The sequence below is a fragment of the Rathayibacter sp. Leaf248 genome (assembly GCF_920939495.1).
Classification (GTDB): domain Bacteria; phylum Actinomycetota; class Actinomycetes; order Actinomycetales; family Microbacteriaceae; genus Rathayibacter; species Rathayibacter caricis.
Window position 1 is genome coordinate 810,540 of record NZ_CAKLAV010000001.1, and the last position, 26,986, is coordinate 837,525.

The window sequence follows — 26,986 nt, forward strand, 5'->3', positions numbered from 1 at the left end:
CGTCACCTCTCGTCGGAGGGACGCGTCGCGTCGGCGTCCGCCACGACCTCGGGGTGCCCGTCGTGCATCTCGATGTGCGCGTGCTCGCGCCGCATCTTGACGAGGCTCGCCAGCGTCGCGACCGCCATGCTCACGATGATCACGGCGAGGGACGTCCAGGTGTCGATGTCCCACACCGGCACGGGCTCGCCGCCGTTGATGAAGGGGAGCTCGTTCTCGTGCAGGGCGTGCAGCACGAGCTTCACGCCGATGAAGGCGAGGATGAACGCGATGCCGTACTTGAGGTACTCGAGCTTGTCGATCAGGCCGCCCAGCAGGAAGTAGAGCTGGCGCAGGCCCATCAGGGCGAAGATGTTCGCGGTGAAGACGATGAACGGGCTCTGCGTGATGCCGAAGATCGCGGGGATCGAGTCGAGCGCGAACAGCAGGTCCGTCGATCCGATCGCCAGGAACACGATCAGCATCGGCGTGAAGAACTTCTTTCCGTCGATGACGGTGCGGATCTTCGAGCCGTCGAAGCTGTCCGAGATGTTCACGCGGCGGCGGAGCAGGCGGATGAGCAGGTTGTCCGTGCCCTCGTCCTCGTCCTCCTTGCCGAAGGCCTGGTTGTAGGCCGTGTAGACGAGGAACGCGCCGAAGAGGTAGAAGATCCAGCTGAAGCTCTCGATCAGCTGCGCGCCGAGCAGGATGAAGATGCCGCGCAGGATCAGCGCGATGATGATGCCCACCATCAGCACCTCCTGCTGGTACTTCGGCGGCACCGCGAAGCGCCCCATGATGATGACGAACACGAAGAGGTTGTCGATCGAGAGGCTGTACTCGGTCAGCCAGCCCGCGAGGAACTGGCCCGCGTGCTCGCCGTCGCCCAGGATCAGCATCAGCAGGGCGAAGATCAGCGCGAGGCTGACGTAGAAGGCGACCCAGAGGCTCGACTCCTTCAGGCTCGGCACGTGCGGCCGCTTGTAGACGATCAGCAGGTCGGCGGCCAGGATCAGCGTCAGGCCGATGAAGGAGCCGACGACGAACCAGACGGGCAGATCGAGCATGGGGGCCTTTCAGGGGTGAAGAGGATGCGGCGGAGCGGGTCCGCAGGCGGACCACGCGGACGGGGTCCGGCGCTCGCTCCGCCCGGCGCGCGCGGTGCGGCGTGATCGGAGGGAGCGGGAAGGCCGGTTCGCTCCCCTTCGCGGTTGCGATCCTACCGTCGGCGGCGTGCCGCGGGAGGGGGTCGGCCGGGGTTCCGCAGGCCCACGATCGTCGCCGGAACCGCTCGGCCCAGGTGCGGTGACGCGCTGTTAACGCAGAAGAACCCCCGGCCTGAGCCGGGGGTTCTCCTGGTGTTGCCGTGGTGACCCCAGCGGGATTTGAACCCGCGTTACCGCCGTGAGAGGGCGACGTCCTAGGCCGCTAAACGATGGGGCCGCGTTTTTGCAACTCGAAGAGTGTTGCACACGGATCCGCATCGATGCAAATCGAGGGGGCCGCCTGCCCGACCGGCGGGAATCTCAGCGCGGACAGCCCCCCTCCGGGGCGCGGGACGCAGGGCACCCGGCTCCTACGCTCGAGGTCCCCCCACCGCCGATCGGCGGGGGCACGTCCCCGAGGAGCCGTCCGATGCCGATCCGCCCGCACTCCCGACCCCGACTCCTGACCGCGATCGCCGCGCTCGGAGTGGTCCTCTCGGCGCTGCTCGCCGCTCCTGCGGCGGCCGCGGCGCCGACTCCGCCGTCGATCACCCTCTCCCCCGCGTCCGGTCCGGTCGGGACGACCGTCGTCGTCACCGGCGCGGCCTTCCCGAAGAAGACGAGCGGATCCCTGACGGTGCTCGGCACGTCCGTCCGGATCACGACGAACGGCTCCGGAGTCTTCCAGGCGCCGATCGCGATCCCGAGCGCGCCGGCGGGCCCGACCACGATCACGGCTCGCGCCGGCACCGCCTCGTCGACGGCGGTCTTCACCGTCACCGCTCCTCCTGCGGCACCCGTCATCAGCAGTGCCCGGCTCCGCTTCGGAGTCACCACCCCCGGTGGCGCCTCGGCGAACGCCGAGCTCGACGCCGTGGCGACGCTGGCGGGCGAGAGCCCGTCGATCGTCGTCTCGTACCAGGACTTCGGGCAGCCGGCTCCGCTCGCCGATCTGCGCAGCGTCGCCGCCCGCGGGGCGACGAGCCTGATCACTTGGGAGCCCTGGCGCTGGGGCGGCGGTGTCGACCAGCCCGCGTACTCCTCCGCCCGCATCCTCGCCGGCGACCACGACGCCTACCTCACGAGCTGGGCGCGGGACCTCGCCGCCTGGGGCTCGCCCGTCCTGCTCCGCTACGCGCACGAGATGAACGGCGACTGGTACCCCTGGTCCGACGGCGTGAACGGGAACGCTCCGGGCTCCTACGCGGCCGCCTGGAACCACGTGCACGGGATCTTCCAGGCGCAGGGCGCGACGAACGTGCAGTGGGTGTGGAGCCCGAACGTGCCCTACTCCGGATCGGTGCCGCTCGACACGCTCTACCCGGGCTCCGCCTCCGTCGACGTCCTCGCGCTGGACGGCTACAACTGGGGCACGGCGACGACCTGGAGCTCCTGGACCACTGCAGGCGCGCTCTTCGCCGAGGGACTGGATCAGGTGCGGTCGCTGTCCCCCGGCACCCCGATCATCATCGGCGAGACGGCGTCCGCCGAGGCCGGCGGCTCCAAGGCCGCGTGGATCAGCGACCTGGTCGGGTACCTGAACGTCCAGCCGGACGTCGTCGGCCTGGTCTGGTTCCACCACGACAAGGAGGTGGACTGGCGGATCGACAGCTCGCCCTCCTCCGCCGCCGCGTTCGCCGGCGCCCTGGCCGCCCGCCGGGCGTGACGGCACCGCCTCGCCTGACGGCACCGCCTTGCGACCGGGCGGCGAGGGCGGTTAGCTCGGAGCCATGCGACTGACCAAGCTCGAGCACGCCGCCGTCCTCGTCGAGGAGGCGGGATCCCGCCTCGTGATCGACCCCGGAGCCTTCACCCGCCCCGTGGAGGGCACCGCCGAGACCGTGGCCGTGGTCCTCACCCACGAGCACCCCGACCACTGGACGCCCGAGCAGCTCGAGCGCCTGCGTTCGGCGAACCCGTCGATCCGCTTCTTCGGACCGGCGGGGGTCGCTGCGGCCGCCGAGGGCTTCGCCATCGAGACCGTCTCGGACGGCGACCGCGTCGAGGTCGGACCGTTCGAGCTGCGGTTCTTCGGCTCGCGGCACGCGGTCATCCACAGCTCGATCCCCGTGATCGACAACGTCGCGGTGCTGGTGAACGAGCGCTTCTACTACGCGGGCGACTCCTTCACCCGGCCCGACGGCGTCGACGTGGAGATCCTGGCCGCCCCCTCCGGCGCTCCCTGGATGAAGATCGCCGAGTCGATGGACCACGTGCTGGCCCTCTCGCCGCGACACGCCTTCGCGACGCACGAGGGAGTGCTGTCCGAGGCCGGCCGGGGCGTGGGCCACGACCGCCTCGGCTGGGCGACCCGCGAGGGCGGCGGGGAGTACCACGCGCTCGAACCCGGCGACGTCCTCGAGGTCTGAGCTCAGCCCGCGGAGATGAACCCGGGGACGTCGGTGGCGCGGACGGTCGCGAGGTCCTCGCCGAACTCGAAGCGGAAGCGCGCGCGCTCGCCCCGGAGCAGCACGCCCGGGAGCCACCAGCGCGCGTCGTCCCACATCCGCTCGTAGGGGACGGAGCGCAGCGGGACGAACTCGGCGGCGAGCTCGGCCGACTCCGTCACCTCTCCCCGCCAGCGGCGGCAGAGGAAGACGTGCGAGCGCTGGCTCCACGCGGGCCGGTGCGGGAACGAGTAGTCGAGGATCCCGTGCGCGACGAGATCGCCCGGCTCGGCGTGCAGCCCGACCTCCTCGGCGAGCTCGCGCACGGCGGCCTCGACCGGCGACTCCCCCGGCTCGAGCTTCCCGCCCGGAGCGACGACCCGGCCCAGTCCCAGACCGCGGCGCTTCTCGCCGAGCAGCACCTCGGCGGTTCCGTCGCTCTCGCGCAGCACATAGACCACGCACACCTCGGGCAGTGGAGTCACCGCGCACCTCCGCTCCGCGCGGGCCGGAGGCCGCTGACCGCCGTCGTAGGCTAGCCCGGTGACGACCACCTCCGCGCTCGAGCGCTTCCAGGCCCTGCTGCGGGTCGACACGGTGTCGCACTCCGACGAATCCGCGACCGACTGGTCGCGCTTCGACGTCTTCGTCGAGCTGCTCGAGCAGTTCTACCCCGCCCTGCACGGCACGCTGGAGCGCGAGATCGTCGCCGGGCACTCGCTGCTCTGGCGCTGGCGCGGCACCGTCGACGGCGACCCCGCGGTGCTGATGGCCCACTACGACGTCGTCAGCGTCACGCCGGAGGACTGGTCGAGCTCGCCGTTCGCCGCCGACACCGTCCTGCGGCCCGACGGCCGCACGTCGGTCATCGGACGGGGCGCGCTCGACGACAAGGGCTCCCTCGTGGCCCTGCTCGAGGCGGTCGAGGCCGCGGTGCTGCGCGGCGAGCGTCCCGAGCGCGACGTCTACCTCCTCTCGACGCACAACGAGGAGACGGCGGGCGACGGCGCGCCCTCGGTCGTCGCCCTGCTCGCCGCCCGCGGCGTGCGGCCCCGCTTCGTGCTCGACGAGGGCGGCAACGTCCGCCGCGGCATCCTGCCCGGCGTGACCACTCCGATCGCCGTCGTCGGAGTGACCGAGCGCGGCATCATGAACCTCGAGCTGACCTGCCGCGACGCCGGTGGCCACGCCTCCGCTCCCCCGCCCTTCCCGGGGCTCCTCGCCACGCAGCGGCTCGCCCGAGCCATCCACCGGCTGACCGAGAATCCGTTCCCGTCCACGCTCCCGGAGCCGATCGCCGAGCTCGTGCAGGCGGCGGCTCCGCACGCCGACGCGGCTCACGCCGTCTGGTACTCCCACCCCCACGAGCACCCGGACGCGGTGGTCGGCGCTCTCGCCGCGCACTCCAACCGCTCGGCCGCGATGCTGCGCACCACCGTCGCGGTCACCCAGCTCCGCGGCAGCACCGGGGCCAACGTCCTCGCCTCGACCGCCAGCGCGGTCGCGAACGTCCGGATCAACCCGGGCGGCACCGTCGCGGGCGTGGTCGCCCGGATCCGCGACGTCATCGACGACCCGCAGGTCGAGGTCGAGGTGCGGGTGGCGCACGAGCCCTCCCCGGTCTCCTCGACCGGCGAGCCCGGAGACGGCGGACCGTACGACGTGCTGCGCTCCGTGATCCGCGAGGTGTTCCCCGAGGCGATCGTGGCGCCGTACGTGCAGACCGGCGGCAGCGACGCGCGGCACTTCCACGCGATCAGCGACGGCGTCTACCGCTTCATCCCCTTCGAGATCAGCCCTCAGCAGCAGCTCGGCATCCACGGGGCCGACGAGTCGGTCGAGGTCGACCAGTTCGAGCGCGCGATCGTGTTCTACGAGCGGATGCTGCACCGGCTCTGAGCCGACCGGCACTCGTTCCTTCGGTTCGCGCCGGTTCCTGGGAAAAGCGTTCGATGACGCGCCGTGCCGCGTTGGCCCCTCGTTCACCCCGCGATGATGGACTGGCGTCAGCGGGTGCAGTCCTGGATCCCGCGTCGTACCTTCGCTAGTGTCGATGCTGGAACAACCGATTCAGCTCCCGCCGATCGTGAAACCCGAGGATCATGACCGTCCGTCAGGCCGAGTACCCGCGGCCCAACCACTTCATCCTTCATCTCAGCGACACGCACTTCATCGCGGGCGACGGAGGCCTCTACGGCTCCGACGTCGACAGCGAGGCGCAGCTCCGTCGGCTCTTCGACGAGCTCGAGGAGTCGGGCGGGCGCCCCGAGGCGATCGTCATCACCGGTGACCTCGCCGACAAGGGCGAGCCCGAGGCGTACGCCAAGCTCCGCGCCGTCGTGGAGCCCGCGGCCGCCCGCCTCGGCGCCGAGGTGATCTGGGTGATGGGCAACCACGACGACCGCGGCGCGTTCCGCTCGGGACTGCTCGACCAGCTCCCCACGACGCAGCCCGTCGACCGCGTGCACGACGTGAACGGGCTGCGCATCATCGCGCTCGACTCGACCGTGCCCGGCGCCCACTACGGCGAGATCTCGGACGCGCAGCTCGACTGGCTCGCCGAGGAGCTGGCGAGCCCCGCTCCGCACGGCACGATCCTGGCGCTGCACCACCCGCCGGTGCCGTCCGTGCTCGACCTCTCGGTGCTCGTGGAGCTGCGCGACCAGCCGGCGCTGGCCGAGGTCCTCGAGGGGTCCGACGTCCGCAGCATCATCGCGGGGCACCTCCACTACTCCTCCACCGCCACATTCGCGGGGATCCCGGTGTCGGTCGCCTCGGCCACCTGCTACACCCAGGACCTCAACGTCCCGGTCGGCGGCACCCGCGCGCGCAACGGCGCCCAGGCGTTCAACCTCATCCACGTCTACGACGGCACGGTGCTGCACTCGGTCGTGCCGATCGGCACCTCGACCGAGGTCTCGTACGTCTCCGCGAACGAGACCGAGCGGATCCTCGCGGCCGCCGGCGTCGAGATCGCCCCGGCCACCGCGGCTCCCGTCACGCGCGACGAGGCGCTCTACCCGCCGCTCGAGGAGCGCGTCGGCGTCAGCGCCTAGGGCGAGGCTCGGACCGAGGAGCCCTCGCAGTGGGAGACCTTCTCGCTGACCGAGCGGCCCTTCCTCGCTGATCGTGCAGCTCCCTCCTTCTTGCTGATCGAGTAGCCCGCGCAGCGGGCGTATCGAGATCCACGTCCACCAGCAGCGCCGCCTCCGACCCCCTCCCTGGCGCGTTCCACCGCCTCCTGGCGCGATCGCGCCCGTGGTGTCAGTGGTCCCTAGTGTCATCCTCGTATGGTTCTCCTGGATGTCGAAGCAAGGCCGGCAGGCGGTGGTCCGAGCGTGCGCGAGTGCTTCGACGACGCCCTCGTCGCCGCCGTCGGAGCCGCGTGCGCGGTCGATGCGTTCCGCTCGCGAGCCGAGGCGCAGCGGGCCGAGCTGATCGAGCTCGCCCGCCGCACGGCGATGACGCTCCCGGATGCGCTCGTGGATCCGAGCGTGCAGGCGCACGTCGACCGCGAGGAAGCCGCGATGCGGGCACTGGTCGCCGAGCTCGCGACAGGCATGCGGGTCTCGGAGTCCCTGGCGGGCGTCCTCGTGGAGGAGAGCCGGATGCTCGTGAACGAACTGCCGGACACACTCACGGCTCTGCGGGAGGCCGCGATCGCGCCCGAGCACGCCCGCGTCATCATCCGGGCCGCACTGGATCTCCCCGCGGAGGTGCGCGGCCGCTTCGACGACTCCGCAGCGGTCATCGCCCGCGAGTGCACCCCTCCCCAGCTCCGGCGGCGCCTGCGGTCGCTGCGCGAGCGTCTCCATCCGGAGTCGCTCACCGACCGGCACACGCGGTGCGCCGCCCGCCGCGGCGTCTGGCTCGACAGCGACCTCGACGGCATGGCCACCCTCCATCTGCACCTACCCGCCTCCGAAGCACACGGAGCGTTCGACCGGATCGACCACGCCGCGCGCAGCCTGCAGGATCTTCCGGAGGAGGTTCGGCCTCTCGGACAGCTGCGCGCCGACGTCGCCGCCTCCCTCCTCCTCGACGGCGAGACCGCGCCGGGCTCCGACGACTCGCCACCGACGACGAGGGTGCCCCACGGGATCCGACCGCAGGTCTCCGTCACCGTTCCCGTCCTGACCCTCCTCGGACGCTCCGACGAACCCGGTGTCCTCGACGGCTACGGCCCCATCGACCCCGCCACCGCACGGCGCCTCACCGCCGATGCGCCCTCGTTCACCCGCATCCTCACCCACCCGGAGACCGGCGCCGTCCTCTCCGTCGGGCGCACCACCTACCGCGTCCCCGCCGACCTGCGCCGGGCCCTCGCACACCGCGACGTCACCTGCCGGTTCCCCGGCTGCACCCGGTCCGCCCGCGACAGCGACGTCGACCACACGGTCGAATGGCAGCACGACGGACCCACCGACGCCGACAACCTCGCCCACCTCTGCCGCCACCACCACCGACTCCGCCACACCACCACCTGGCAGGTCCACCATCGACCGGGAGGGATCCTCGAGTGGACCAGCCCCACCGGACGACACCACACCACCGCACCGGAGCCGCCGGAGCCTCCAGAACAGTTCTTCGCAGGGCAGAACGCACCGGCGCGTGACGTCGATCTGCCCGCGTTCTGACGAGGAGAAGACGAAGCTCAGTTCCGATCGACGGAGAACGGTCGCCGAGGTGCTCGCGGACGTCCACCCGGCTGCCGCAGCCTGGTGACCGCTGCCGAGCTGCACGTCTCGGACCGCCACCCGCGCACAGCCTTCCCCGCACACGGTCGCACCGCCCGAGCGGTAGTGAGGTAGGGGCGGGCCACCCTCGCACTGGCCTATCTGAGGGCGGAGGAGAGGTTCACTCTCGCCGAGGCGACCCGGCTCTCCGGATTCCGCGAGGTCGACACCATTCGCGCGGCGGTCGCCCGGCTCCGGGAGAAGCCCTAGGAGAACACGCGAAGCGAGTCCTCAGCGCTCCGAGCGGCCCCGCTCCCGGTCGCGCGCGAACAGGTGGCCGGCGAAGGCCAGCGCGGCGCCGAGCGCGAGGCCGACACCCACGCCGGCCCACACTCCGATGCCCGGGAACACGAGCGAGCTCGCGATCCCGAGCAGCAGTCCGACGACCGCGCCGCCGACGGTCCAGAGCACGGTCAGTCCTCGCGCTCCCACGGGGCGGCGATCGGGTAGTACTCCTCGAGGAACCCGATGACGGCCTTCGTGCGCGCCTCCGCCGAGATCTCGGGGAAGCTGCCGTCGTTCAGGCAGAAGAAGTCGACGGCCCGGTTCTTCAGGAGCTTCTTCATGTCCTTCAGGCCCTGGTGCATCGTGGTGTCGACGTACTTGACCTTCGCGTTCTCCTGCACGACCGCTCGGCCGGTCATCAGCGCGTAGTAGTGGTACAGCGAGTTGGTCACCGACACGTCGCTCGCCGAGCGGAAGCGGCTCGCGGCGGTCGCGGTGAACTCGGGCTCGAACTCGGCCTCGAGCTCGCTCATGACGCTCTTGCGCAGCGGAGTCGCCGCGTGCTCGAGGTGACGGGTGGTCATCGCTCCGAAGCGCTCGCGCAGGAGGCGGCGGTTGACGCGCGCGGCGTTCTCGAAACCGCTGCGCGTGGAGTTGGAATCGCCCATGCCGATGCGCGTCGTGGCCTCGATGAACTTCGTGATCCCTCCGGGTGAGAAGAAGATCGACGGATCGACCGGTCGCCCGAAGAACATGTCGTCGTTGGAGTAGAGGAAGTGCTCGGCGAGGCCCGGGATGCGGTGGAGCTGGCTCTCGACGGCGTGCGAGTTGTGGGTGGGCAGCACCGAGAGGTCGCGGAAGTGGTCCTCGCTGCGCACGAGGGTCACGTCGGGGTGCTCGTCGAGCCAGCGGGGGCGCGGCGAGTCGGTGACGATGTAGATGTGCCGGATCCACGGCGCGTACATGTAGACGCTGCGCAGGGCGTACTTGAGCTCGTCGATCTGACGGAAGCGCGCGGGAGCGTCGTCGCCCTCGCCCACGACGTAGCTGGCCATGCGGGCCGCCCGGGCGCGCTGGAACTCGAGATCGGTGCCGTCGACCCAGGAGAAGACGATGTCGACGTCGAAGCGGATGTCGCTGACGAGCGGCTCGAACATGCCCTCGAAGGTCGGCCAGGTGCGGCCGTAGGCCTCGACGTGCGCGTCGATCGCCTCGGCGACGGGGAGGCTGCTCCGCATGAGGGCGTTCTCGGCAGGAGTGGTGATCTCCTCCTCGCCCACCTTCCACAGCTCCAGGCGCACGCCGCTGCGGGCGCCGTAGCGGAGCGATCCGGTCGAAGAGACGCGAGGGCGGAAGAGTGAGAAGACGTAGGCGCGCGGGTACGGCGCGATCATCCCCTCAGCGACCAGGTGCGGCGGGGTGCCACGCTTGTCGAGGGTCTTCACGTAGAAGGGCTCGGTCGCGAACGCACGGGAGAGCAGAGTGGCCAGCTCGGTGCCGAGCGAGCGGTCGACGGCCAGGAACGGCGATCCATCGGTGCCGCGGATGAGGCGGTACGGGAACTCGGCCTCGTCGAGGACCTCGCCGATCGCGATCAGATCCTCGGTCCACGCTGCCTTGGGCGTCGTACTCGAGTTCACCAGCGAGAACAGACCGGCATGGACGACCACGTCGTCGCGGTCGAAATGGCGGGGACGCAGGAGCGGTGACGGGAGAGCACGGACGGAAGGCATGATTCACATTATCCGCCGCCCGTTTCCTGCGCGTTACCGCCGGTTCACCTTGACAGGGAGTCGAATCGGGCGAACGCCTCCTCCGCCGCCTGTCCCGCATCGCGGGCACGGTGGCCCTCCTCGGCGAAGGCGACGCCGAGGGCGGCGGCGGGCTCTCCGAGACGGGTCGCCCGGGCCGCGTGCTCGCCCAGCGCACGACGTGCCGCGAGGGCGTCGCGCTGCTCTCCGAGAGAGTCCGCGATGTCCTCGGCCGCGCTGCCGAGGCGGTGGATCGTCGATCCGACCGCCGAGGGGACGACGGACCGCCAGGCCTCGACGACGTAGCGCAGCCGCTTCGCCGCCTTTCGGACCTCGTGGCGGTCGGGTCCGCTCCTCGCCGTCTCGAGTCGCGAGAGCTCCTTCTTCAGCGACCGCTTCACGAGCTTCTTCGTTCTCGACGCGGCCTTCGGGAGCCGCGGGGGGTCGCCCAGGAGCTCGTCCAGCGAGGCCAGCAGGTCGAGGTAGCGACCGCCGCGCAGGGTCCGCGCGACGCGGCGCACCGCGACGCCGTGCCTCCGCTCGACCTCCTCGAGGATCGTGCCGGGCGCGACCGCCGCCGCCGGGAGCTGCTCGGCCGCGGCGTCGAGGTCGGTCCGGAGCCGCGCCCCGAGCACCTCCTCGTCCCGCGCCGCACCGAGCACCGAGCCGAGCCAGCGCAGCTCGTCGCGGATCGGGTCGGTCGCGGTGCGGTCCAGCACCGAGCGGGAGGCGGCGAGGACGCTGCGCAGACGCCGGCTGAGCGTGCGCATCCGGTGCAGGGCGTTCTCGCCCTCGAGCCGGACGAAGGGGTCGACCGCGCGCAGCTCGCGCAGGAGCGCGGCGATCGCGGCGAGCGCCGCCTCTCCCCCGTCGCGAGGGGCGGGTCGGCGGTCGTCGATCGGGCCCCCGGTGGCGCGGGCGAGCTTGGAGGCGCTCTCGGCCGGCCGGGCACCGCCCGCCAGCAGGCGCTCCTCGATCGCGTCGAGGACGGCCTCGCCCTCCTGGCCGGACGCGTCGACGAGCTCGACCTCCCACTCGCGCCACCGCCGCTCGACTCCGGTGCGGGCGTCGACGGCCACCACGAGGTCGTCGGCGACCTCGGCGAGCTGACGACCCGACGCGTCGAGGACGCGGGTGATGCCGCGCCGGGTCTCGAGGAGGGCGAGCGGCTCGAGCCGCGAGCGGCCCACATGCCCGAGAACAGCCGAGCGGATGACCGTGGGTACCGCGCTGGACTCGGTCAGCGGCGCGTGGATCTCGGTGCGCCCCGCCGATCCCGGGAGCTTCACGTGCCAGCCCTCGTCCGCCCCGCCCGCGCGTCGGCGCAGCGTGATGCGGCCGCGGGAGAGGGCGCGACCGGACGTGTCGAAGTACTCGGCACGGAGCGCGACCGGGGTCTCGCTCACGCTCCCGGCCACCGGCCCGGCACCCACGAGATCGGGCAGCGCGGTGTCGGCGCCGACGTCGTACTTGCGCTCGACCTCCGTCTGGGTGTGCGAGGCGCGCTGCGCGGTCGGAGCGGGCTTCTTCGTCTTCTTCGCGCTCGGCATGGTCCATTCTGCGCACGGCGCAGCGGTGCCGCGCACCCGGGGGCGCCGAGGAGCCGCTCCGGCCTAGGCTGAGGGGATGACTGCGCCCGTCCCGCCCGTCGCCCGCCGCATCCCCCTGGAACGCCGTCATCACGGCGACACGGTCCTCGATCACTACGAGTGGCTGCGGCGCAAGGAGGACCCCGAGGTCCTCGCGCACCTCGAGGCCGAGAACGCCTACACCGATGCCGTGCTCGAGCCCCTGGCCCCGCTGCGCGAGCGCCTGTTCGACGAGATCCGCTCGCGGACGAAGGAGACCGACCTCTCGGTCCCCGTGCGCGAGGGCGGCTGGTGGTACTTCTCGCGCTCGTTCGAGGGGCGCCAGTACGCCGTGCACTGCCGCGCGCCGATCAGCGGACCGGACGACTGGACCCCGCCGTCCCTCGGCGAGGGAGGCGAGCTCCCGGGCGAGCAGGTCGTCCTCGACGGCAACGCCGAGGCGGAGGGGCACGACTTCTTCTCGCTCGGCAGCTTCGACATCAGCGCCGACGGCCGCTACCTGCTCTTCGGCACCGACGTCGAGGGAGACGAGCGCTACACCCTCCGCATCCGCGACCTCTCGACCGGCGAGGACCTCGCCGACGTCGTCGAGGGCACGGGCGGCGGAGCGACCTTCGGCGCCGACGCGCGGTTCGTCTTCTACCCGACCGTCGACGAGTCCTGGCGACCGGACACGGTCTGGCGGCACGAGGTCGGCACCGACTCCTCCGCCGACACCGTCGTCTTCTCGGAGCCCGACGAGCGCTACTGGATCGGCGTCGGCCTCACCCGCAGCCGCCGCTTCCTCGTGATCGAGATCGGCAGCAAGATCACCAGCGAGTGCCTCCTGCTCGACGCCCAGGACCCGACCGGCGAGTTCCGCTCCGTCTGGCCGCGGCGCGAGGGAGTGGAGTACGAGGTCGAGCACGCCGTCCTCGACGGGCGCGACCGCCTCCTGATCGTGCACAACGACGACGCGCTCGACTTCGAGATCGTCGAAGAGCCGGCGGACCTCTCCCTCGACGCCGCCGAGCGTGCCGCGCAGCGCCGTGTCGTCGTCCCGCACCTTCCCGGCCGCCGGATCGAGGGGGTCGACGCCTTCGCGGGCCACGTGGTCGTCTCGTACCGGTCGGAGGGAGCGACCCGGCTGGGTCTCCTGCACGAGGGCGGAGCTGCGGCGACCCTGGACGAGATCGTCTTCGACGAGCCGCTCTACGATGCGGGGCTGGCCGGCAACCCGGAGTGGGCGCAGACGTCCCTCCGGCTCGCCTACACCTCGTTCGTCACTCCCTCGACGGTGCTCTCTCTCGACGTCGCGACGGGCGAACGCACCGTGCTCAAGCAGCAGCCGGTGCTCGGCGACTACGACCCCGAGGAGTACGTACAGCGCCGGGAGTGGGCGACGGCCCAGGACGGCACGCGGATCCCGCTCTCGCTGGTCTGGCGCCGCGACGCCGCGGATCCCGACGCGGCCCCTGCTCCGCTGATCCTCTACGGCTACGGCTCCTACGAGGCGAGCATCGACCCCGGCTTCTCGATCCCCCGGCTCTCGCTGCTCGACCGCGGAGTCGTCTTCGCGATCGCGCACGTGCGCGGCGGCGGCGAGATGGGCCGCTCCTGGTACGAGAACGGCAAGACGCTCTCCAAGAAGGCCACCTTCACCGACTTCGTCGACTCCGCTCGTCACCTGGTCGACTTCAGGTTCACGACTCCGGAGCGGCTCGTCGCCCAGGGCGGCTCGGCCGGCGGTCTGCTGGTCGGCGCGGTCGCGAACCTCGCCCCGGAGCTCTTCGCGGGTGTCCTCGCGCAGGTCCCTTTCGTCGACGCGCTCACGTCGATCCTCGATCCGTCGCTGCCGCTGACGGTCATCGAGTGGGACGAGTGGGGCGACCCGCTGAACGACGCCGAGGTCTACGCCTACATGAAGTCCTACTCCCCCTACGAGAACGTGCGGGAGGGAGTGCGGTACCCGCGGATCCTCGCGACGACCAGCCTGAACGACACGCGCGTGCTCTACGTGGAACCGGCGAAGTGGGTGGCGCGGCTGCGCGAGGTCGGTGCACCCGCTCTGCTCAAGATCGAGATGACGGCGGGTCACGGCGGCGTGAGCGGGCGCTACGAGCGCTGGCGCGAGGTGGCGTTCGAGTACGCGTGGACGCTCGACGTGCTCGGGCTGTCCTGAGGGCCGACGCGAGCAATCGACCCCGATCGGCGGTGCGCCGCTCCGGACCGCAGCGTCCTGCCGCAAGCCCCAGCCGGGTGTCGTCCCCGACGCGTAGGGTTCGGGGTGCCGACGAAGGGGAAGAGCATGAGCGCAGGCCTGTCGATCGACCGGATCGCCGCATGGGTGGCGGACCAGAGGTGGTACGCGAGCAAGGGGCGGCGCCCCGAGCTCGAGGTGCGCGGCGCGTGGACGCTGCGCCCCGACGGCGGTGAGGTGGTCGACCATCTGTTCATCGACACGGCCGGGACGAGCCCCGTGCTCTACCAGGTGCCGGTGACGGTCCACTCCGCTCCGGTCGCCGGCCTCGAGGACGCGCTGGTCTACTCCGACGGCGAGCGCTGGGTCTACGACGCACCGCGCGACCCGTTCTTCGCGCGGGCGCTGCTGGCGATGATCGCCGACGGCGGCCGCTCCGACACGGACGGCGCCGAGGGCGGTGCCCGGGCCGAGGGCCACCGGCAGCCCGGTGCCGTGATCGGCGCCTTCGCCTCGTCGAAGGTCCTCAGCGGCGAGCAGTCGAACACCTCGATCATCGTGTCGACCACGGCCGAGGACGGCTCGATCGGGACGCCGGTGATCGTGAAGGTCTTCCGCGCCCTGCACCACGGCGACAATCCCGACGTGACCGTGCAGTCGGCGCTCAACGCCGCCGGCAGCGCGCTCGTGCCTCCGGTGATCGGCAACGTCACCGGCGAGTGGGACGACGAGGGCGAGCCGTCCGGCCGCGCCTTCGGGCACCTGGCATTCGCGCAGGAGTTCCTCCCCGGCGTGCAGGACGCGTGGCGGGTCGCCCTCGAGGCGGTCGCCGCCGACTCCGACTTCACCGGCCCCGCGCGGGCGCTGGGCCTCGCGACCGCCGAGGTGCACGCGACCCTCGCCGACGTGCTCGAGACCGAGGAGGCGACCCCCGAGGTCGTCGAGCGCATCGTCGCGACCATGCGCCGCCGCCTCCGCATCGCCTCGTCCGAGGTCCCGGTGATCGCCGAGGACTCCGAGGCGATCGACGCCGTGTTCCGCGCCGCGGCGAGCGCTCCGTGGCCGCTGCTGCAGCGCATCCACGGCGACTACCACCTGGGTCAGGTCCTGCTGGTGCCGGACCGCGGCTGGGTGCTCCTCGACTTCGAGGGCGAGCCGCTGCGGCCGATGAACGAGCGCCGGATGCCCGACGTGGCCCTGCGCGACGTGGCCGGCATGCTGCGTTCCTTCGACTACGCGGCCGGAGCGCACGAGCAGTCCTCGCCCGGTTCGAGCCGCGCGGAGTGGGCCGCGGCGAGCCGGGCCGCGTTCCTCGAGGGCTACTCCGAGCGCGCGGGCGACGCCGTCGAGGCCCACCGCGCCGTCCTCGACGCGTTCGAGCTGGACAAGGCGGTCTACGAGGCCATCTACGAGGCGCGCAACCGTCCCGAGTGGCTGTCGATCCCGGTGACGGCCGTGCAGCGGCTCGTCGGACGCTCGTAGGGTTCAGGTATGAGCAGCCACGACAGCACCCCCGACAGGACGCCCGCCGACGAGCCCCTCGACCCGCTGAGCGACTTCAGCATCCCGGGCGACACCGATCTGCACACCGACGGCGACGCCTCCGGGGCCGACGGGGAGAAGATCGCGGAGCCCGGGACCGAGGACTAGGGTCCGGAGTCGGCTAGAGCCAGCCCCAGCGCTTGAACAGCCGGTGCAGCACGACGCTCGAGGCGACCATCAGTCCCAGCGCGGCCGGGTAGCCCCACGCCACGTGCAGCTCCGGCATGACGTCGAAGTTCATGCCGTAGACGCTCGAGATCATGGTCGGGGCGAAGAAGATCGCCGCCCAGGCCGAGATGCGCTTGACCTCGTCGTTCTGCTGGTTGCCGGCTTCGGCGAGGCGCTTCATGTCCTCGTTCTGCCGCTGCGCGACGAGGGTCGCGTTCACCGCGAGGATCTCGCGGAGGGTCGTCCGGAAGCCCTCGACGCGCTCGTCGACGACGGCGACGTGGTCGGCGACGTCGCGGAGGTAGCGCCGGAGCTCCACGTCCTCGCGGAAGACCTCGAAGTCGGTGACGAGGCGGCCGAGCATGCCGGTCAGCGGACGCGTCGCGCGCTGGAAGTCGAGGACCTCCTGGCTCAGCTCGTAGATGCGCCGGGACACCGCCGGGTCGCCCTCGAAGACCTGCGCCTCGATCTCGTCGATGTCGTTCTCGAGCCCGGCGACGACCGGCGAGTACTGGTCGACGACGGCGTCCAGGATCGCGTAGAGGACCGCGACGGGGCCCTTCCGCAGCAGCTCGGGATCGGCCTCCATCCGGCGCCGCACCAGGGAGAGATCGGGCTTCTCGGAGTGGCGGACCGTGACGACGAAGTTCGGGCCGACGAACAGGTGCAGCTCGCCGAAATCGACCTCCTCGCGCTGGTCGGCGTAGCTCGCGGCGCGCAGCACCACGAACATGTCGCTGCCGTAGCGCTCGAGCTTGGGCCGCTGGTGTGCGCTGATCGCGTCCTCGATGGCGAGCGGGTGCATCGAGAACTCGTCCTCGAGCGCCGCGAGCTCGGACTGGGTCGGACGGTACAGGCCGATCCACGCCATCGCGTCGGGGAGCTTCTGCAGGGCGGCGAGCGCCTCCGGGATGCTGCTCGGCGAGACGATCCGGCGGCCGTCCTGGTAGATCGCGTTGTCGACCGTGCTCGTGCGGGACGGCGCTGGCGGCGGGAGGAGCCGCTCGATCGGAGCGGTGTCCTCGGCGGCGGCGCGGGTGCGCGAGCCGAGTCCGAGGGAGGGGACGCGGGGAAGCTTCACGATCGACTCCTTCCGCCTTCGCCGAGGACCCATTGTGCACCCCGGGGTGAACAGGAGATGTCCGAGCGGGTGCCCCCGCCCGCGGCCCGGCGGTCGGCCCGTGTCGGAGGCCGTCAGTAGCCTGGAGGGACGAGAGGGGGCCACCCCGCACGCCAGGAGGGACGACGTCGGTGAAGCTGCTCCACACCTCCGACTGGCACATCGGCCGCACCTTCCACGGCCACTCCACGGTCGCCGCGCTGTCGCAGGTGCTCGACGCGCTCGTGGCGACCGTGCGCGAGGAGGCCGTCGACGTGGTGCTCGTCTCGGGCGACGTCTTCGACTCCGCGGTGCCGGCCGGCGAGCACTACGCCCTGCTGACGCGTGTGCTCGAGGCGATCCGCGGCGCCGGCGCCGAGGTCGTCCTCACCAGCGGCAACCACGACTCTCCCGCGCGCCTCGGCTTCCAGGCGGGCCTCCTGCGCACGTCGGGCGTGCACGTCCTCACCGATCCCGAGGCCTACGGCGAGCCGGTCGTCCTCGGCGACGAGCACGGCGAGGTCGGCGTCTACGGCATCCCCTACCTCGAGCCGGCCCTCTACCGTCATCGGCACCCGGAGGAGGCGCTGCGCCGGCACGAGGACGTGCTCGCGTTCGCGATGCGCCGGATCCGCGCCTCCGCCGAGGCCGCCGGGCGCCGCTGGGTCGTCCTCTCGCACTGCTTCGCGGTCGGAGCGCCCGCGGGCACCGTCGAGCGCGACATCACCGCAGGAGGCATCGACTACGTCTCGGTCGACCACTTCGCCGACGCCGACTACGCGGCGCTCGGCCACATCCACGGGCGGGCCGAGCTGCTGCCGAACGTCCGCTACTCCGGGGCGCCCCTGCACTACTCCTTCGGCGAGGCCGCGAAGCTCCGCGGCGGCTGGCTCGTCGAGCTCGGTGCCGAGGGGCTCGAGGAGGTGCGCTGGTCCGCGCTGCCGGTCCCCCGCCGCCTCAGCGTGATCGAGGGGCGGCTCGACGAGCTGCTGGTCGACCCCTCGCTCGCCGGGAAGGAGCTCGACTGGGTCTCGGCGGTGCTGACCGACGAGGTGCGGCCCCTGGACGCGATGGCGCGGCTGCAGTCGCGCTTCCCGGGCTGCGTGACGCTCGAGCACCGGCCGCCGAGTGCTCCGGCCGCCGAACCGACCGCGTACGCCGAGCGGATCCGCGGGCGCAGCGACGTCGAGATCGTCGACGACTTCCTCGCTCACGTGCGGGGGCGGGGTGCGTCGGACGCCGAGCGCGAGACGGTCCTCGACGCTCTCGCCGCGGTCGACGCCGAGGCTCTGCGGTGAGGATCCGGCGTCTCGCCTTCGCCGGACTCGGCCCGTTCCGCGACCCGCAGGAGATCGACTTCGACCGGCTCGAGAACGTCGGCATCTACCTGATCGCCGGCCGGACCGGTGCGGGCAAGTCGACGATCCTCGATGCGATCAGCTTCGCGCTCTACGGATCCGTGCCCCGCTTCGACGGAACGTCCGCGCGGCTCCGGAGCGACCACAGCGCCCCCGAGGACGAGACCTTCGCCGAGCTGGACTTCGAGGCGGCCGGACGGCTCTACCGGATCCGCCGCTCCCCCGAGTACGAGCGCCCGGCCAAGCGCGGGGGCGGCACGACGAGGCAGGCGGCGAAGGTCTCGCTGCTCGAATGCGTCGGCGGCGCCTGGAGCGGCGTCTCGTCGAGCGCGAAGGAGACGGGGGTCGAGATCGGCCGCATCGTCGGCCTGACGAAGGACCAGTTCCTGCAGGTGATCCTGCTGGCCCAGAACCGCTTCCACGAGTTCCTGCTCGCGAAGAACGACGACCGGCAGAAGCTGCTGCGCACCCTCTTCGCGACCGAGCGCTACGAACTGCTCCGCCGACGCCTCCTCGACCAGCGCCAGGAGAGCGCCGCCTCGCTGGAGGAGGAGCGAACCGCCGTCGCCGCCCTCGCCGACGAGGCGCGCCGACTGGGCGGAACGGAGGAGGCCGAGGCGATCGATGCGGCGTGGTTCGCGGGCCTCGTCGCCTCCCTCGAGCCGGCGCTCCTCGAGGCGCGGTCGGAGGTCGATCGGGCCGACGACGCGCAGGTCGAGGCGCGGGCGGCCCTCGACGCCGCGTCGCTCCTCCGTCGCGCCCAGGATCGCCGCTCCCGAGCCCTGCGCGAGAGCGAGGAGCTGGCGGTCGCCGAGGCCGTCGTCGTCGCCCAGCGCGAGCGCGTCGAGCTCGCGCGTCGGGCCGACGGTGTGCTCCCGGTGCTCCGGTCCGCGGCGTCCGCCCGGACCGCGGCCGAGAGGGCGGCCGCCGAGAGGGACGGTGCGGCCGAGCTGTTCGGCGCCGTGCTCGCGGAGCCCGCCGAGCGAGCCCGGGCCGCCGAACGGTCGGAGGCTCTCGGGCGCCGGCTGGGGGCTCTGGCTGACGCGCTCGCGGAGGAGCGCCGTATCCCCGATGCCGAGAAGGCGGTGGAGCGGGCCGAGCGCGCTCGTGCGAAGGCTCTCGCCTCGCTCGAGCGGCTCGAGGGAGAGCTGAAGGAGCTGCCGGTCCGGCTCGACGCCCTCGCCGCCGAGGAGGAGTCGCTCACTCCCGAGGCGGCGACCGTCCCCTCCCGCACCGACGAGCTCGCCGCGCTGGAGCGACGCATCGCGGCCGCCGCCGAGCGCGAGGCCGCCGCGTCGTCGCTCGCGTCGCTCCGCTCGGCCTACGCCGAGGCCGGACGCCGGCACGGCGACCTCGCGGCCGAGCACTCGGCCCTCATCTCCCGCCGGTTCGCCGGCTTCGCCGGGGAGCTCGCCACGGCCCTGATCCCCGGGGAGCCCTGCCCCGTCTGCGGTGCTCGCGAGCACCCGCGTCCGGCCGAGCACGGCGACCTCGCCCCGGTCTCGACAGAGGACCTCGACCGGGCCCGAGCGGCGGTCGACGCGGCCGCTCGAACCATGGACCGCGCCCGCGATCGCGAGAGCACCGCGGCGCTCGCGCTCGCCGCGCTCGAGGAGCGGGCGGGAGTGGACACCCCCGAGTCTCTCGACCTCGCGCTGATCGAGGGGCGCGAGCGGCTGGCCGCCGCCCGCGCCGCCGCGTCGCGCTGCGAAGCCCTGCGGAGCGAGCGCGGCACGCTGCGCCGCCGGCTCGACGAGCTGACCGCGCTCCGCGAGAGCGCCCGCACCGACGACGACCACCTGACCCGGGAGGCGACGATCGCGGCCGAGGCGCTGCGGACCCTCCTCGAGAGGGTCGAGGCGCAGCGCGACGGCGCCGACAGCATCGCCGCCCGCGTGGCCGAGCTGACCGAGCGGCGCCGCGTCGCCGACGCCCTCGTCGCGGCGGAGGACCTCCTGGTCGCGCGCACCCGTGCCGCCGACGAGGCGCAGGAGCACCTCGAGTCGGTGCTCGCCGAGCGCGGCTTCGCGAGCGCGGCCTCCGCCGAGGCGGCGGCGCTCACCGCGGGCGAGCGCGCGCGAGCCGAGGCCGTCGTCGCCGAGCACGAGCGGCGCAGGGCCGCCGTCGACGCGGTGCTCGCGGAGCCCGAGCTGCAGGGGCTTCCCACGACCCCCGTCGACCTCGCCGGCGCCGAGGAAGCGGCCCGACTCGCCTCCGCCCGCCGCGACGAGGCGCGCTCGCGGCTCTCGGTGCTCGAGCACCGGGCCGCACGACTGGCCGAGCTGGCCGCCCTCGCCGAGAACAGGCTGCGCTCGCTCGAGGGCCGGCTCCGTCGGCACGAGGAGCTGCGTGCTCTCGCCGAGACGATCGACGGCCGGGGCCAGAACACCCGCCGCATGGATCTCGAGGCCTTCGCGCTCGCGGGCCGCCTCGAGGAGATCGTGGGCGCGGCGAACCTGCGCCTCGGCGCGATGACCAGCGGCCGCTACTCGCTGCTCCACGACGACTCCCTCGCCTACCGCAACACCTCCTCCGGCCTCGGGATCGAGGTGCTCGACGCGTTCACGGGCGTGCGCCGCCAGCCCGCCTCGCTCTCGGGAGGCGAGACGTTCCTCGCGTCGCTCGCCCTCGCCCTCGGTCTCGCCGACGTCGTCACGGCGCAGTCGGGCGGCATCACGCTCGAGACGATGTTCATCGACGAGGGCTTCGGCTCGCTCGACGCCGAGACCCTCGAGACCGCGCTGGGCACGCTCGACGCGCTCCGGTCCGGCGGTCGCACGATCGGACTCATCAGCCACGTCGACGCGATGCGCGAGCGGCTGCCGATCGGGCTCCGTGTCGTGGTCGGCGATCGCGGCGACAGCACGCTCCGCACGGACTGAGCGCTACCGCGCCGATCGGCGGTGCCGCGCGACCGCGTCCGTGTTCCCGCAGCGCGCGGAGCAGTAGCGCTGCCGACCGGCCCGGGACTCGTCGACGAAGACCCGGTCGCAGCTCTCGCGCGCGCAGACGCCCATCCGGAGCCCGGCGGAGGAGGACACGAAGAACGCGAGGCCGCCCGCGGTCACCGAGCGGACGCGGGTGACGACGTCGCTGCAGTCCGGCACGAGGTGCAGGTGCGGCGGCATGCCGTCGTGGGTCGCGACGAACAGCGACCCGGCGACCTCGGCGAGCAGGGCGTTCACCTCGTCGCAGCGGGCCTGGACGGAGGTCGCGGCGAAGACCGCCCGCATCCGCCTCCCCCAGGTCCGCAGCGCGAGCGTCGCGGAGGGAGCGAGCGCCGGTTCGCGGACGCCCTGCTCGCGCAGCAGCGGCTCGATCGCGTCGTCGGGCGCCGCGTTCACGAGCGCGGCCGCGAGTCGCGGGCCGACCTGGTGGCGGTGGTCGAAGCTCATCCGCCGATTGTAATGGTTGAACGTCACCGAGGCATGACGTGAGGATCGGCGCATGCACGAGCACCGATGGACACGACTCTCCCGCCACCCGACCAGCGAGGGGATCCTCAGCTACCTGCAGTGCCCCTGCGGGGCGCGGGAGATCGAGCTCCTCCCGCTCGCGCCCGCCGCGCTCGTGGCCTCCAGGGAGGGTCGGAGCCGCTGCTAGGGTCGTGCGCAGTGACACGGGGTGCCCGCCAGGGCTGAGAGAAGACCCGTTGAACCTGATCTAGTTCGTACTAGCGAAGGGATGTCGCGAATGAGCATTCGCACGCCTGCCCACCCGACCCTCCACGACCTCGACGGGGCCGCCGTCGGCCGCGACCTCGAGGAGCTGCGCCGGAAGGCGCCGCTCGTCCAGTGCATCACCAACGCGGTGGTGACCGGATTCACGGCCAACAGCCTCCTCGCGCTGGGCGCCAGTCCGGCGATGGCGGACCTGCCCGGAGAGGCTGGGGTCTTCGCCGCGATCGCCTCCGCGACGCTCGTGAACCTCGGCACTCCCGGGGCCGAGCAGCGCGCCGGCGCCCGCGAGGCGATCGCCGCCGGCGGCCGGTGGGTGCTCGATCCGGTCGCCGTCGGCCCGCTGCCGGTGCGCACCGCCTTCGCCGCCGAGATCGTCGCCCTGCGGCCCTCGATCATCCGCGGCAACGCCTCCGAGATCCTCGCGCTGGCGGGACTCGGAGCAGGCGGGCGCGGAGTGGACGCGGTTCACGGCGCCGAGGACGCGCTCGACGCCGCGAAGGAGCTCGCGCTGCGCACCGGCGCCGCTGTCGCCGTCTCGGGTCCGGTGGACCTCGTGACCGACGGGGTCACGGTCGTGCGCGTCACGGGCGGGCACCCCCTCCTCACCCGGGTGACCGGCGGAGGCTGCGCTCTCGGCGCGGTGATGGCCGCGTTCCTCGGGGCGTCGGACGATACTCCCGCAGCAGCGCTGCGCGCCGCCGTCGCGGGATCGGTCGTGTGGGGCCTCGCGGCCGAGCACGCGGCCTCCGTGTCGGCCGTCCCCGGATCTTTCGCCGTGGCGCTGCTCGACGCGGTCTCGGCCCTCGACGCGACGGTCGTCGCGGAGGAGGCGAGGATCGCATGAGGCCCCTCGACCTCTCCGTCTACCTGGTCACCGACACCCGGCAGTGCGGGGTGCGCGGGGTGCCCGCGGTGGTCGCTGCAGCCGTCGTCGGCGGTGTCCGCACGGTGCAGATCCGCGACCACGAGGCCTCCGCCGCCGAGCTGCTCGCTCTCGTCCTGGCCGTCGCCGAGGTGCTCGACGACAGCACGACCCTCCTGGTCGACGACCGCGTCGACGTCGCCCTCGCCGCCCGGCTCGCCGGCGCCCGGGTGCACGGCGTGCACATCGGGCAGTCCGATCTGCCCGTCGCCGCAGCGCGCGCGCTGCTGGGACCTGACGCGGTCGTCGGGCTGACGGCGAACACGACCGCCCACCTCGACGCCGTCCACGCCCTGCCCGCCGGCACCGTCGACTACCTCGGAGTCGGAGTGATCCGCCCGACCACGACGAAGCCGGACCACCCGGCGCCGCTCGGGATCGACGGCTTCGCCGTTCTCGCCGCCGCGACTGCGCTCCCCTGCGTCGCCATCGGCGGCGTGGACGCCCGCGACGCAGCTCCCCTGCGGGCGGCGGGCGCGGCGGGGCTCGCCGTCGTCTCCGCGATCTGCACGGCGGCCGACCCCGCCGACGCCGCTCGGAGCCTGCGCTCGGAGTGGGACCGATGACCGCGCGGATCCCCCGCGTGCTCAGCATCGCGGGCACCGACCCGACCGGCGGCGCGGGCATCCAGGCCGACCTCAAGTCGATCGGGGCGCTCGGCGGCTACGGGATGGCGGTCGTCACCGCGCTGGTCGCGCAGAACACGCACGGTGTGCGCTCCGTCCATCTGCCCCCGACCTCCTTCCTCCGCGAGCAGCTCGACGCCGTCAGCGACGACGTCGAGATCGACGCGGTGAAGATCGGGATGATCGCGACCGCCGCGATCGGCGCCGAGATCCTCGACTGGCTCGAGACGGTGCAGCCGCCGCTGATCGTCGTCGATCCGGTCATGATCGCGACCAGCGGCCACCGCCTGCTCGACCCCGAGGCCGAGGAGTGCGTCCGCGGGCTCGTCCGTCGGGCACACCTCGTCACTCCGAATCTCCCCGAGCTCGCGGTGCTCGCGGGGACAGCGCCCGCAGAGGACTGGCACGAGGCGCTGCAGCAGGGCGCGCAGCTCGCCCGCAGCCTCGGCACCGCCGTGCTCGTGAAGGGCGGCCACCTCGACGGCCCCTCGACTCCGGACGCCGTGGTCACGCCCGAGGGCGAGGTGCGCGAGGTCCCGGGTGAGCGCGTCGCCACTGCGAACACGCACGGCACGGGCTGCTCGCTCTCCTCCGCCCTGGCCGTGCTCCTCGCCGGACGCTCCACCTCGGCCGACGATCTCGCCGAGGCGCTGACGCAGGCGAAGGAGTGGCTGACCGGCGCCCTGCGCGCGGCCGACGCCCTCGAGGTCGGCAGCGGCAACGGCCCGATCGACCACTTCCACCGGCACAGGACCCCGCCGTTCTGCAGCGCCGTCTGGGAGGAGACGGAGCCGCTGCGCCGCGCGATCGACGCGCTGCCCTTCGTGACCGCGCTGGGCGACGGCACCCTGGAGCGCGACGACTTCGAGTGGTACCTCGCCCAGGATGCGCTGTACCTCTCGGAGTACGCGCGCGTGCTCGCCGTCGCGGCGCAGAAGGCTCCCACCGCCCAGGAGCAGGTCTTCTGGGCCGAGAGCTCCGCGCAGGCGATCGCGACGGAGGCTCAGCTGCACCGCGACCGCCTCGGCGGACGCTCCGAGAGCCCGTCCGACACCACCCGCGGCTACGTCGACCACCTGACAGCCGTGGGGGCCAGGGGCGGTTACGGCGAGGTCGTCGCGGCGCTGCTCCCGTGCTTCTGGCTCTACGCCGACATCGGCGAGCGACTGGGGGCCGCGAACCGGCCGGGCCATCCCTACGAGGACTGGCTCTCGACCTACGCCGACCCCGGATTCGCAGCGGCGACCGAGCGGGCGATCGCGATCACCGAGGCGGCGTCCGCCCGGGCCGGACACGCGGAACGCGCCGCGATGCGCGACGCGTTCCTGCGCTCCAGCCTGTTCGAGCGCGACTTCTTCGCGGCTCCGCTCAGCCGATCGCCTCGCGGAGGACGTGCATGAGCGCGTCCAGCTGAACGGTGTCCGCCGAGGCGGTCTCGGCGTCCGCCCCGTCGAGGGCGCGGGCGGCGAGACCAGCCTTGGCGTCGATCAGCTCGGCGATCTTGGCGTCGATCGTGTGCGCGGCGATGATGCGCCACGCCGTGACCGGCTCCTCCTGACCGATGCGGTGCACGCGGTCGATGGCCTGCGTCTGCTCCGCGGACGTCCAGGACAGCTCCGCGAGGACCACGTTCGAGGAGGCCTGCAGGTTCACGCCCACTCCGGCCGCCGTCAGCGAGCAGACCGCGACCGAGACGTCGGGGTCGGTGTTGAACGCGTCGATCTGCGACTGGCGGAAGGTCGCCGTCTGGTCGCCGCGGATCGAGACGGAGGCGAGCTCGCGCTTCTCGAAGGTGTCCTCGGCCTGGTCCATCACGTCGACGTGCTTGGCGAAGAAGACGACCTTGCCGACGGAGCGCGCGAGCTGCGAGGCGTAGTCCGCGGCGAGCGCGGCCTTCGCCTGGCCGATGCGCCGCACCATCGTGAACACGTTCTCGCCGGTCTTCGCCGACTTCGACTCCTCGAGCTCGCTCTGCGCGACGATGCGGATGAACCGCTCGCTCTCGTCGGTGTCGAGCTCGTGCGTGATCGAGGCCGTGACGGCCTTGTACCGCTGCAGCATCCGGGCACCCAGTTCGCGCTCGGCCTTCTGGATGGAGCGGCCGAGGTCGTCGTCGAGCTCGACGGGCAGGTCGACGATCCGCTTCGACGGCAGGTCGGCGGCGACGTCGATCTTCTTGCGCCGGACGATGCCGAGGTCGATGACCGCCTCGCGCGCCTCCGGGTAGAAGGCCGTGTCGGCCGGAGTGAGGCCCGTGTCCTCGAGGCGGCTCATCAGCTCGGTGCCGGGCTTCGTCTCGTCGATCCAGCCGAGGAAGCGCCAGATGGCGCGGAAGTCGTCGACGTCGTTGATCAGCGGCGTGCCCGTCAGGGCGATCATCAGCGGATCGTGACCCGGAGTGGTCTCGCGGATCTTCGAGGCGAGCGCGAGCACGCTCTGCGACCGCTGCGACCGCAGGTTCTTGATGAAGTGCGCCTCGTCGACGACCATGCCGCGGAAGCCCATGCTCCCGAGCCAGCCCAGGTGGCGGTCGAGGATGTCGTAGTTCACGATGACCACGTCGGCGAACGCGTCGAGGGTCGTCCCGTCGCCGTGGATCACGGTCGCGCGGCGCTGCGGCGTCCAGTGCTCGACCTCGCGCGCCCAGTTCATCTTGACGACGTTCGGCACCACGGCGAGCAGCGGGTACGACCCGGTGACGGAGGCGGCGAGCAGGCTCTGCGCGGTCTTGCCGAGGCCCGGCTCGTCGGCGAGGAGGAAGCTGCGGTGCCCCTCCCGAGCGCTCTCGATGAAGCGCGCCTGGTGCTCCATCAGCTCCCGGCCGCGCGGGGAGACCCGGTCGAGGGTAGGCGGCTCGGGCAGCTCCATGCTCGCGGCGCGTCCGCCGGCGCCGTACTCGAACGCCTTGAAGAGCGGTCCGAGCAGCTCCCAGTCGTCGAGTCGACGGCGGGTCGGCGCCGGAGCGGCGGCGATCGAGAAGTCCGGCGGGAGGAACGGGTTGGCGAGCTGACGCGCGCGGACCGACGGCGGAACGACCTGGTTGACGGGCGCTTCCGGCTTGGGCTCCGGCTCGGTCACGATGAGCAGCTCGTCGGGAGTGAGCTCGGCGCCGGCCTCGAGCAGCCAGTCGCGGCGCAGCTTCTGCGCGGCGGCCGTGTATCCCGCCTCCGATTCGAGGAGGCTGATCAGGCTCGTGTCGCGCGCCGCGGTCTTCGCGAGGATCGTCGCGATGCCGTCCAGGCGCTTCATCTCCTCGGCGCGCTGAGCGTCGCTGAGCTCGGTGTCGACCTTGACCCGCTTGCGCTCCTCGCGCATGAGCAGGGCGATGACGAGGAACTTCGTGCGGTTGGTCGGGCCGACCTTGCCGCTCTGCGCCTTCGCCTCCACCTCGCGGACGCGTCGCGCGAGGATCGGGATGATCCCGGCGTTGTCGCCTCCGCGGGGCCGCGAGCGCGGCCTGCTCCCGGCCGCGTTCGTACGACGCGTCTGACCACCGGACTGACGCTGGCCGCTGCGAGCCATGCTCCTCCTCGACGTTCG

Annotated in this window: 21 protein-coding genes, 1 tRNA gene and 1 riboswitch; of the genes, 13 read left to right on the forward strand and 9 right to left on the reverse strand. The window is 72.5% G+C overall.

Features of this window, described 5'->3' with window-relative positions:
* Positions 1 to 2: 2 nt before the first annotated feature.
* Positions 3 to 1,046, reverse strand: a complete 1,044-nt coding sequence (locus LRG51_RS04090) for a TerC family protein (protein ID WP_107574982.1) — start codon at positions 1,044 to 1,046, stop codon at positions 3 to 5.
* Between the two features lie 300 nt (positions 1,047 to 1,346).
* Positions 1,347 to 1,422 (reverse strand) — tRNA-Glu (locus LRG51_RS04095).
* 192 nt (positions 1,423 to 1,614) lie between these two features.
* On the opposite strand from LRG51_RS04095, the gene LRG51_RS04100 reads away from it, so the two are divergent.
* Positions 1,615 to 2,850, forward strand: coding sequence for a glycoside hydrolase family 26 protein (locus LRG51_RS04100; protein ID WP_107574981.1), 1,236 nt, complete (start codon positions 1,615 to 1,617; stop codon positions 2,848 to 2,850).
* A 64-nt stretch (positions 2,851 to 2,914) separates the two neighbouring features.
* Entirely contained in the window at positions 2,915 to 3,553 is a 639-nt protein-coding gene (locus LRG51_RS04105) for an MBL fold metallo-hydrolase (protein WP_230671295.1), read from the forward strand.
* Between the two features lie 2 nt (positions 3,554 to 3,555).
* Here the strand turns inward: LRG51_RS04105 and LRG51_RS04110 are convergent, their stop codons facing one another.
* Positions 3,556 to 4,056 (reverse strand): 8-oxo-dGTP diphosphatase, encoded by a 501-nt coding sequence (locus tag LRG51_RS04110; protein WP_230671297.1) that lies wholly within the window; start codon positions 4,054 to 4,056, stop codon positions 3,556 to 3,558.
* Positions 4,057 to 4,114: 58 nt separating this feature from the next.
* Here LRG51_RS04110 and LRG51_RS04115 point away from each other — a divergent pair, with 58 nt between their 5' ends.
* From LRG51_RS04115 to LRG51_RS04125, 3 genes are all read left to right on the forward strand, one after another.
* Positions 4,115 to 5,470: a M20/M25/M40 family metallo-hydrolase gene (locus tag LRG51_RS04115; RefSeq protein ID WP_230671299.1), complete on the forward strand. Its 1,356-nt coding sequence runs from the start codon at positions 4,115 to 4,117 to the stop codon at positions 5,468 to 5,470.
* A gap of 203 nt (positions 5,471 to 5,673) precedes the next feature.
* A complete protein-coding gene (locus tag LRG51_RS04120; RefSeq protein ID WP_077223515.1) occupies positions 5,674 to 6,627 on the forward strand; it encodes a phosphodiesterase in 954 nt (317 codons plus the stop codon).
* 234 nt (positions 6,628 to 6,861) lie between these two features.
* On the forward strand, positions 6,862 to 8,208 hold the full coding sequence (locus tag LRG51_RS04125) for an HNH endonuclease signature motif containing protein (protein ID WP_230671301.1): 1,347 nt from the start codon (positions 6,862 to 6,864) through the stop codon (positions 8,206 to 8,208).
* A 330-nt stretch (positions 8,209 to 8,538) separates the two neighbouring features.
* Here the strand turns inward: LRG51_RS04125 and LRG51_RS04130 are convergent, their stop codons facing one another.
* Genes LRG51_RS04130 through LRG51_RS04140 form a run of 3 tightly spaced genes read right to left on the reverse strand, consistent with a single transcriptional unit; the run spans position 8,539 to position 11,833 of the window.
* The gene (locus tag LRG51_RS04130; RefSeq protein WP_230671303.1) at positions 8,539 to 8,718 is read right to left on the reverse strand and encodes a hypothetical protein; all 180 of its coding nucleotides are present in this window, start codon (positions 8,716 to 8,718) and stop codon (positions 8,539 to 8,541) included.
* Between the two features lie 2 nt (positions 8,719 to 8,720).
* The gene (locus LRG51_RS04135; RefSeq protein WP_056866879.1) at positions 8,721 to 10,265 is read right to left on the reverse strand and encodes a stealth family protein; all 1,545 of its coding nucleotides are present in this window, start codon (positions 10,263 to 10,265) and stop codon (positions 8,721 to 8,723) included.
* Between the two features lie 44 nt (positions 10,266 to 10,309).
* On the reverse strand, positions 10,310 to 11,833 hold the full coding sequence (locus LRG51_RS04140; RefSeq protein ID WP_230671305.1) for a CYTH and CHAD domain-containing protein: 1,524 nt from the start codon (positions 11,831 to 11,833) through the stop codon (positions 10,310 to 10,312).
* Between the two features lie 76 nt (positions 11,834 to 11,909).
* On the opposite strand from LRG51_RS04140, the gene LRG51_RS04145 reads away from it, so the two are divergent.
* The 3 genes from LRG51_RS04145 (at position 11,910) to LRG51_RS04155 (ending at position 15,701) form a co-directional block, all read left to right on the forward strand.
* The gene (locus LRG51_RS04145; protein WP_230671306.1) at positions 11,910 to 14,033 is read left to right on the forward strand and encodes a S9 family peptidase; all 2,124 of its coding nucleotides are present in this window, start codon (positions 11,910 to 11,912) and stop codon (positions 14,031 to 14,033) included.
* Positions 14,034 to 14,159: 126 nt separating this feature from the next.
* Positions 14,160 to 15,533 carry a maltokinase N-terminal cap-like domain-containing protein gene (locus tag LRG51_RS04150; protein ID WP_230671308.1) on the forward strand — a complete coding sequence of 458 codons (1,374 nt, stop codon included), beginning with the start codon at positions 14,160 to 14,162 and terminating at the stop codon, positions 15,531 to 15,533.
* 9 nt (positions 15,534 to 15,542) lie between these two features.
* On the forward strand, positions 15,543 to 15,701 hold the full coding sequence (locus tag LRG51_RS04155; RefSeq protein ID WP_230671310.1) for a hypothetical protein: 159 nt from the start codon (positions 15,543 to 15,545) through the stop codon (positions 15,699 to 15,701).
* Between the two features lie 13 nt (positions 15,702 to 15,714).
* On the opposite strand, the gene LRG51_RS04160 is transcribed toward LRG51_RS04155, so the two are convergent.
* Complete coding sequence (locus tag LRG51_RS04160) at positions 15,715 to 16,842, reverse strand: magnesium and cobalt transport protein CorA (RefSeq protein ID WP_442965584.1); 1,128 nt, start codon at positions 16,840 to 16,842, stop codon at positions 15,715 to 15,717.
* 170 nt (positions 16,843 to 17,012) lie between these two features.
* Here LRG51_RS04160 and LRG51_RS04165 point away from each other — a divergent pair, with 170 nt between their 5' ends.
* Entirely contained in the window at positions 17,013 to 18,158 is a 1,146-nt protein-coding gene (locus tag LRG51_RS04165) for an exonuclease SbcCD subunit D (protein ID WP_230671312.1), read from the forward strand.
* A complete protein-coding gene (locus tag LRG51_RS04170; RefSeq protein WP_230671314.1) occupies positions 18,155 to 21,100 on the forward strand; it encodes an AAA family ATPase in 2,946 nt (981 codons plus the stop codon). The genes LRG51_RS04165 and LRG51_RS04170 overlap by 4 nt, the downstream gene beginning before the upstream one ends.
* Before the next feature lie 3 nt (positions 21,101 to 21,103).
* On the opposite strand, the gene LRG51_RS04175 is transcribed toward LRG51_RS04170, so the two are convergent.
* The gene (locus tag LRG51_RS04175) at positions 21,104 to 21,613 is read right to left on the reverse strand and encodes a CGNR zinc finger domain-containing protein (protein WP_230671316.1); all 510 of its coding nucleotides are present in this window, start codon (positions 21,611 to 21,613) and stop codon (positions 21,104 to 21,106) included.
* 215 nt (positions 21,614 to 21,828) lie between these two features.
* Positions 21,829 to 21,920: riboswitch (TPP riboswitch) on the forward strand.
* On the opposite strand from LRG51_RS04175, the gene thiM reads away from it, so the two are divergent.
* The 3 genes from thiM to thiD all read left to right on the forward strand — a co-directional run bounded on the left by thiM (position 21,912) and on the right by thiD (position 24,846).
* Positions 21,912 to 22,742 carry a hydroxyethylthiazole kinase gene (gene thiM, locus LRG51_RS04180; protein WP_230671318.1) on the forward strand — a complete coding sequence of 277 codons (831 nt, stop codon included), beginning with the start codon at positions 21,912 to 21,914 and terminating at the stop codon, positions 22,740 to 22,742. Its footprint overlaps the riboswitch before it by 9 nt.
* Positions 22,739 to 23,386 (forward strand): thiamine phosphate synthase, encoded by a 648-nt coding sequence (gene thiE, locus LRG51_RS04185; RefSeq protein ID WP_230671320.1) that lies wholly within the window; start codon positions 22,739 to 22,741, stop codon positions 23,384 to 23,386. The genes thiM and thiE overlap by 4 nt, the downstream gene beginning before the upstream one ends.
* On the forward strand, positions 23,383 to 24,846 hold the full coding sequence (thiD, locus tag LRG51_RS04190) for a bifunctional hydroxymethylpyrimidine kinase/phosphomethylpyrimidine kinase (protein WP_230671322.1): 1,464 nt from the start codon (positions 23,383 to 23,385) through the stop codon (positions 24,844 to 24,846). The genes thiE and thiD overlap by 4 nt, the downstream gene beginning before the upstream one ends.
* Here thiD and LRG51_RS04195 read toward each other — a convergent pair.
* Complete coding sequence (locus tag LRG51_RS04195; protein WP_055794618.1) at positions 24,815 to 26,968, reverse strand: DEAD/DEAH box helicase; 2,154 nt, start codon at positions 26,966 to 26,968, stop codon at positions 24,815 to 24,817. The two genes, thiD and LRG51_RS04195, sit on opposite strands and share 32 nt — an antisense overlap.
* Positions 26,969 to 26,986: the final 18 nt, after the last annotated feature.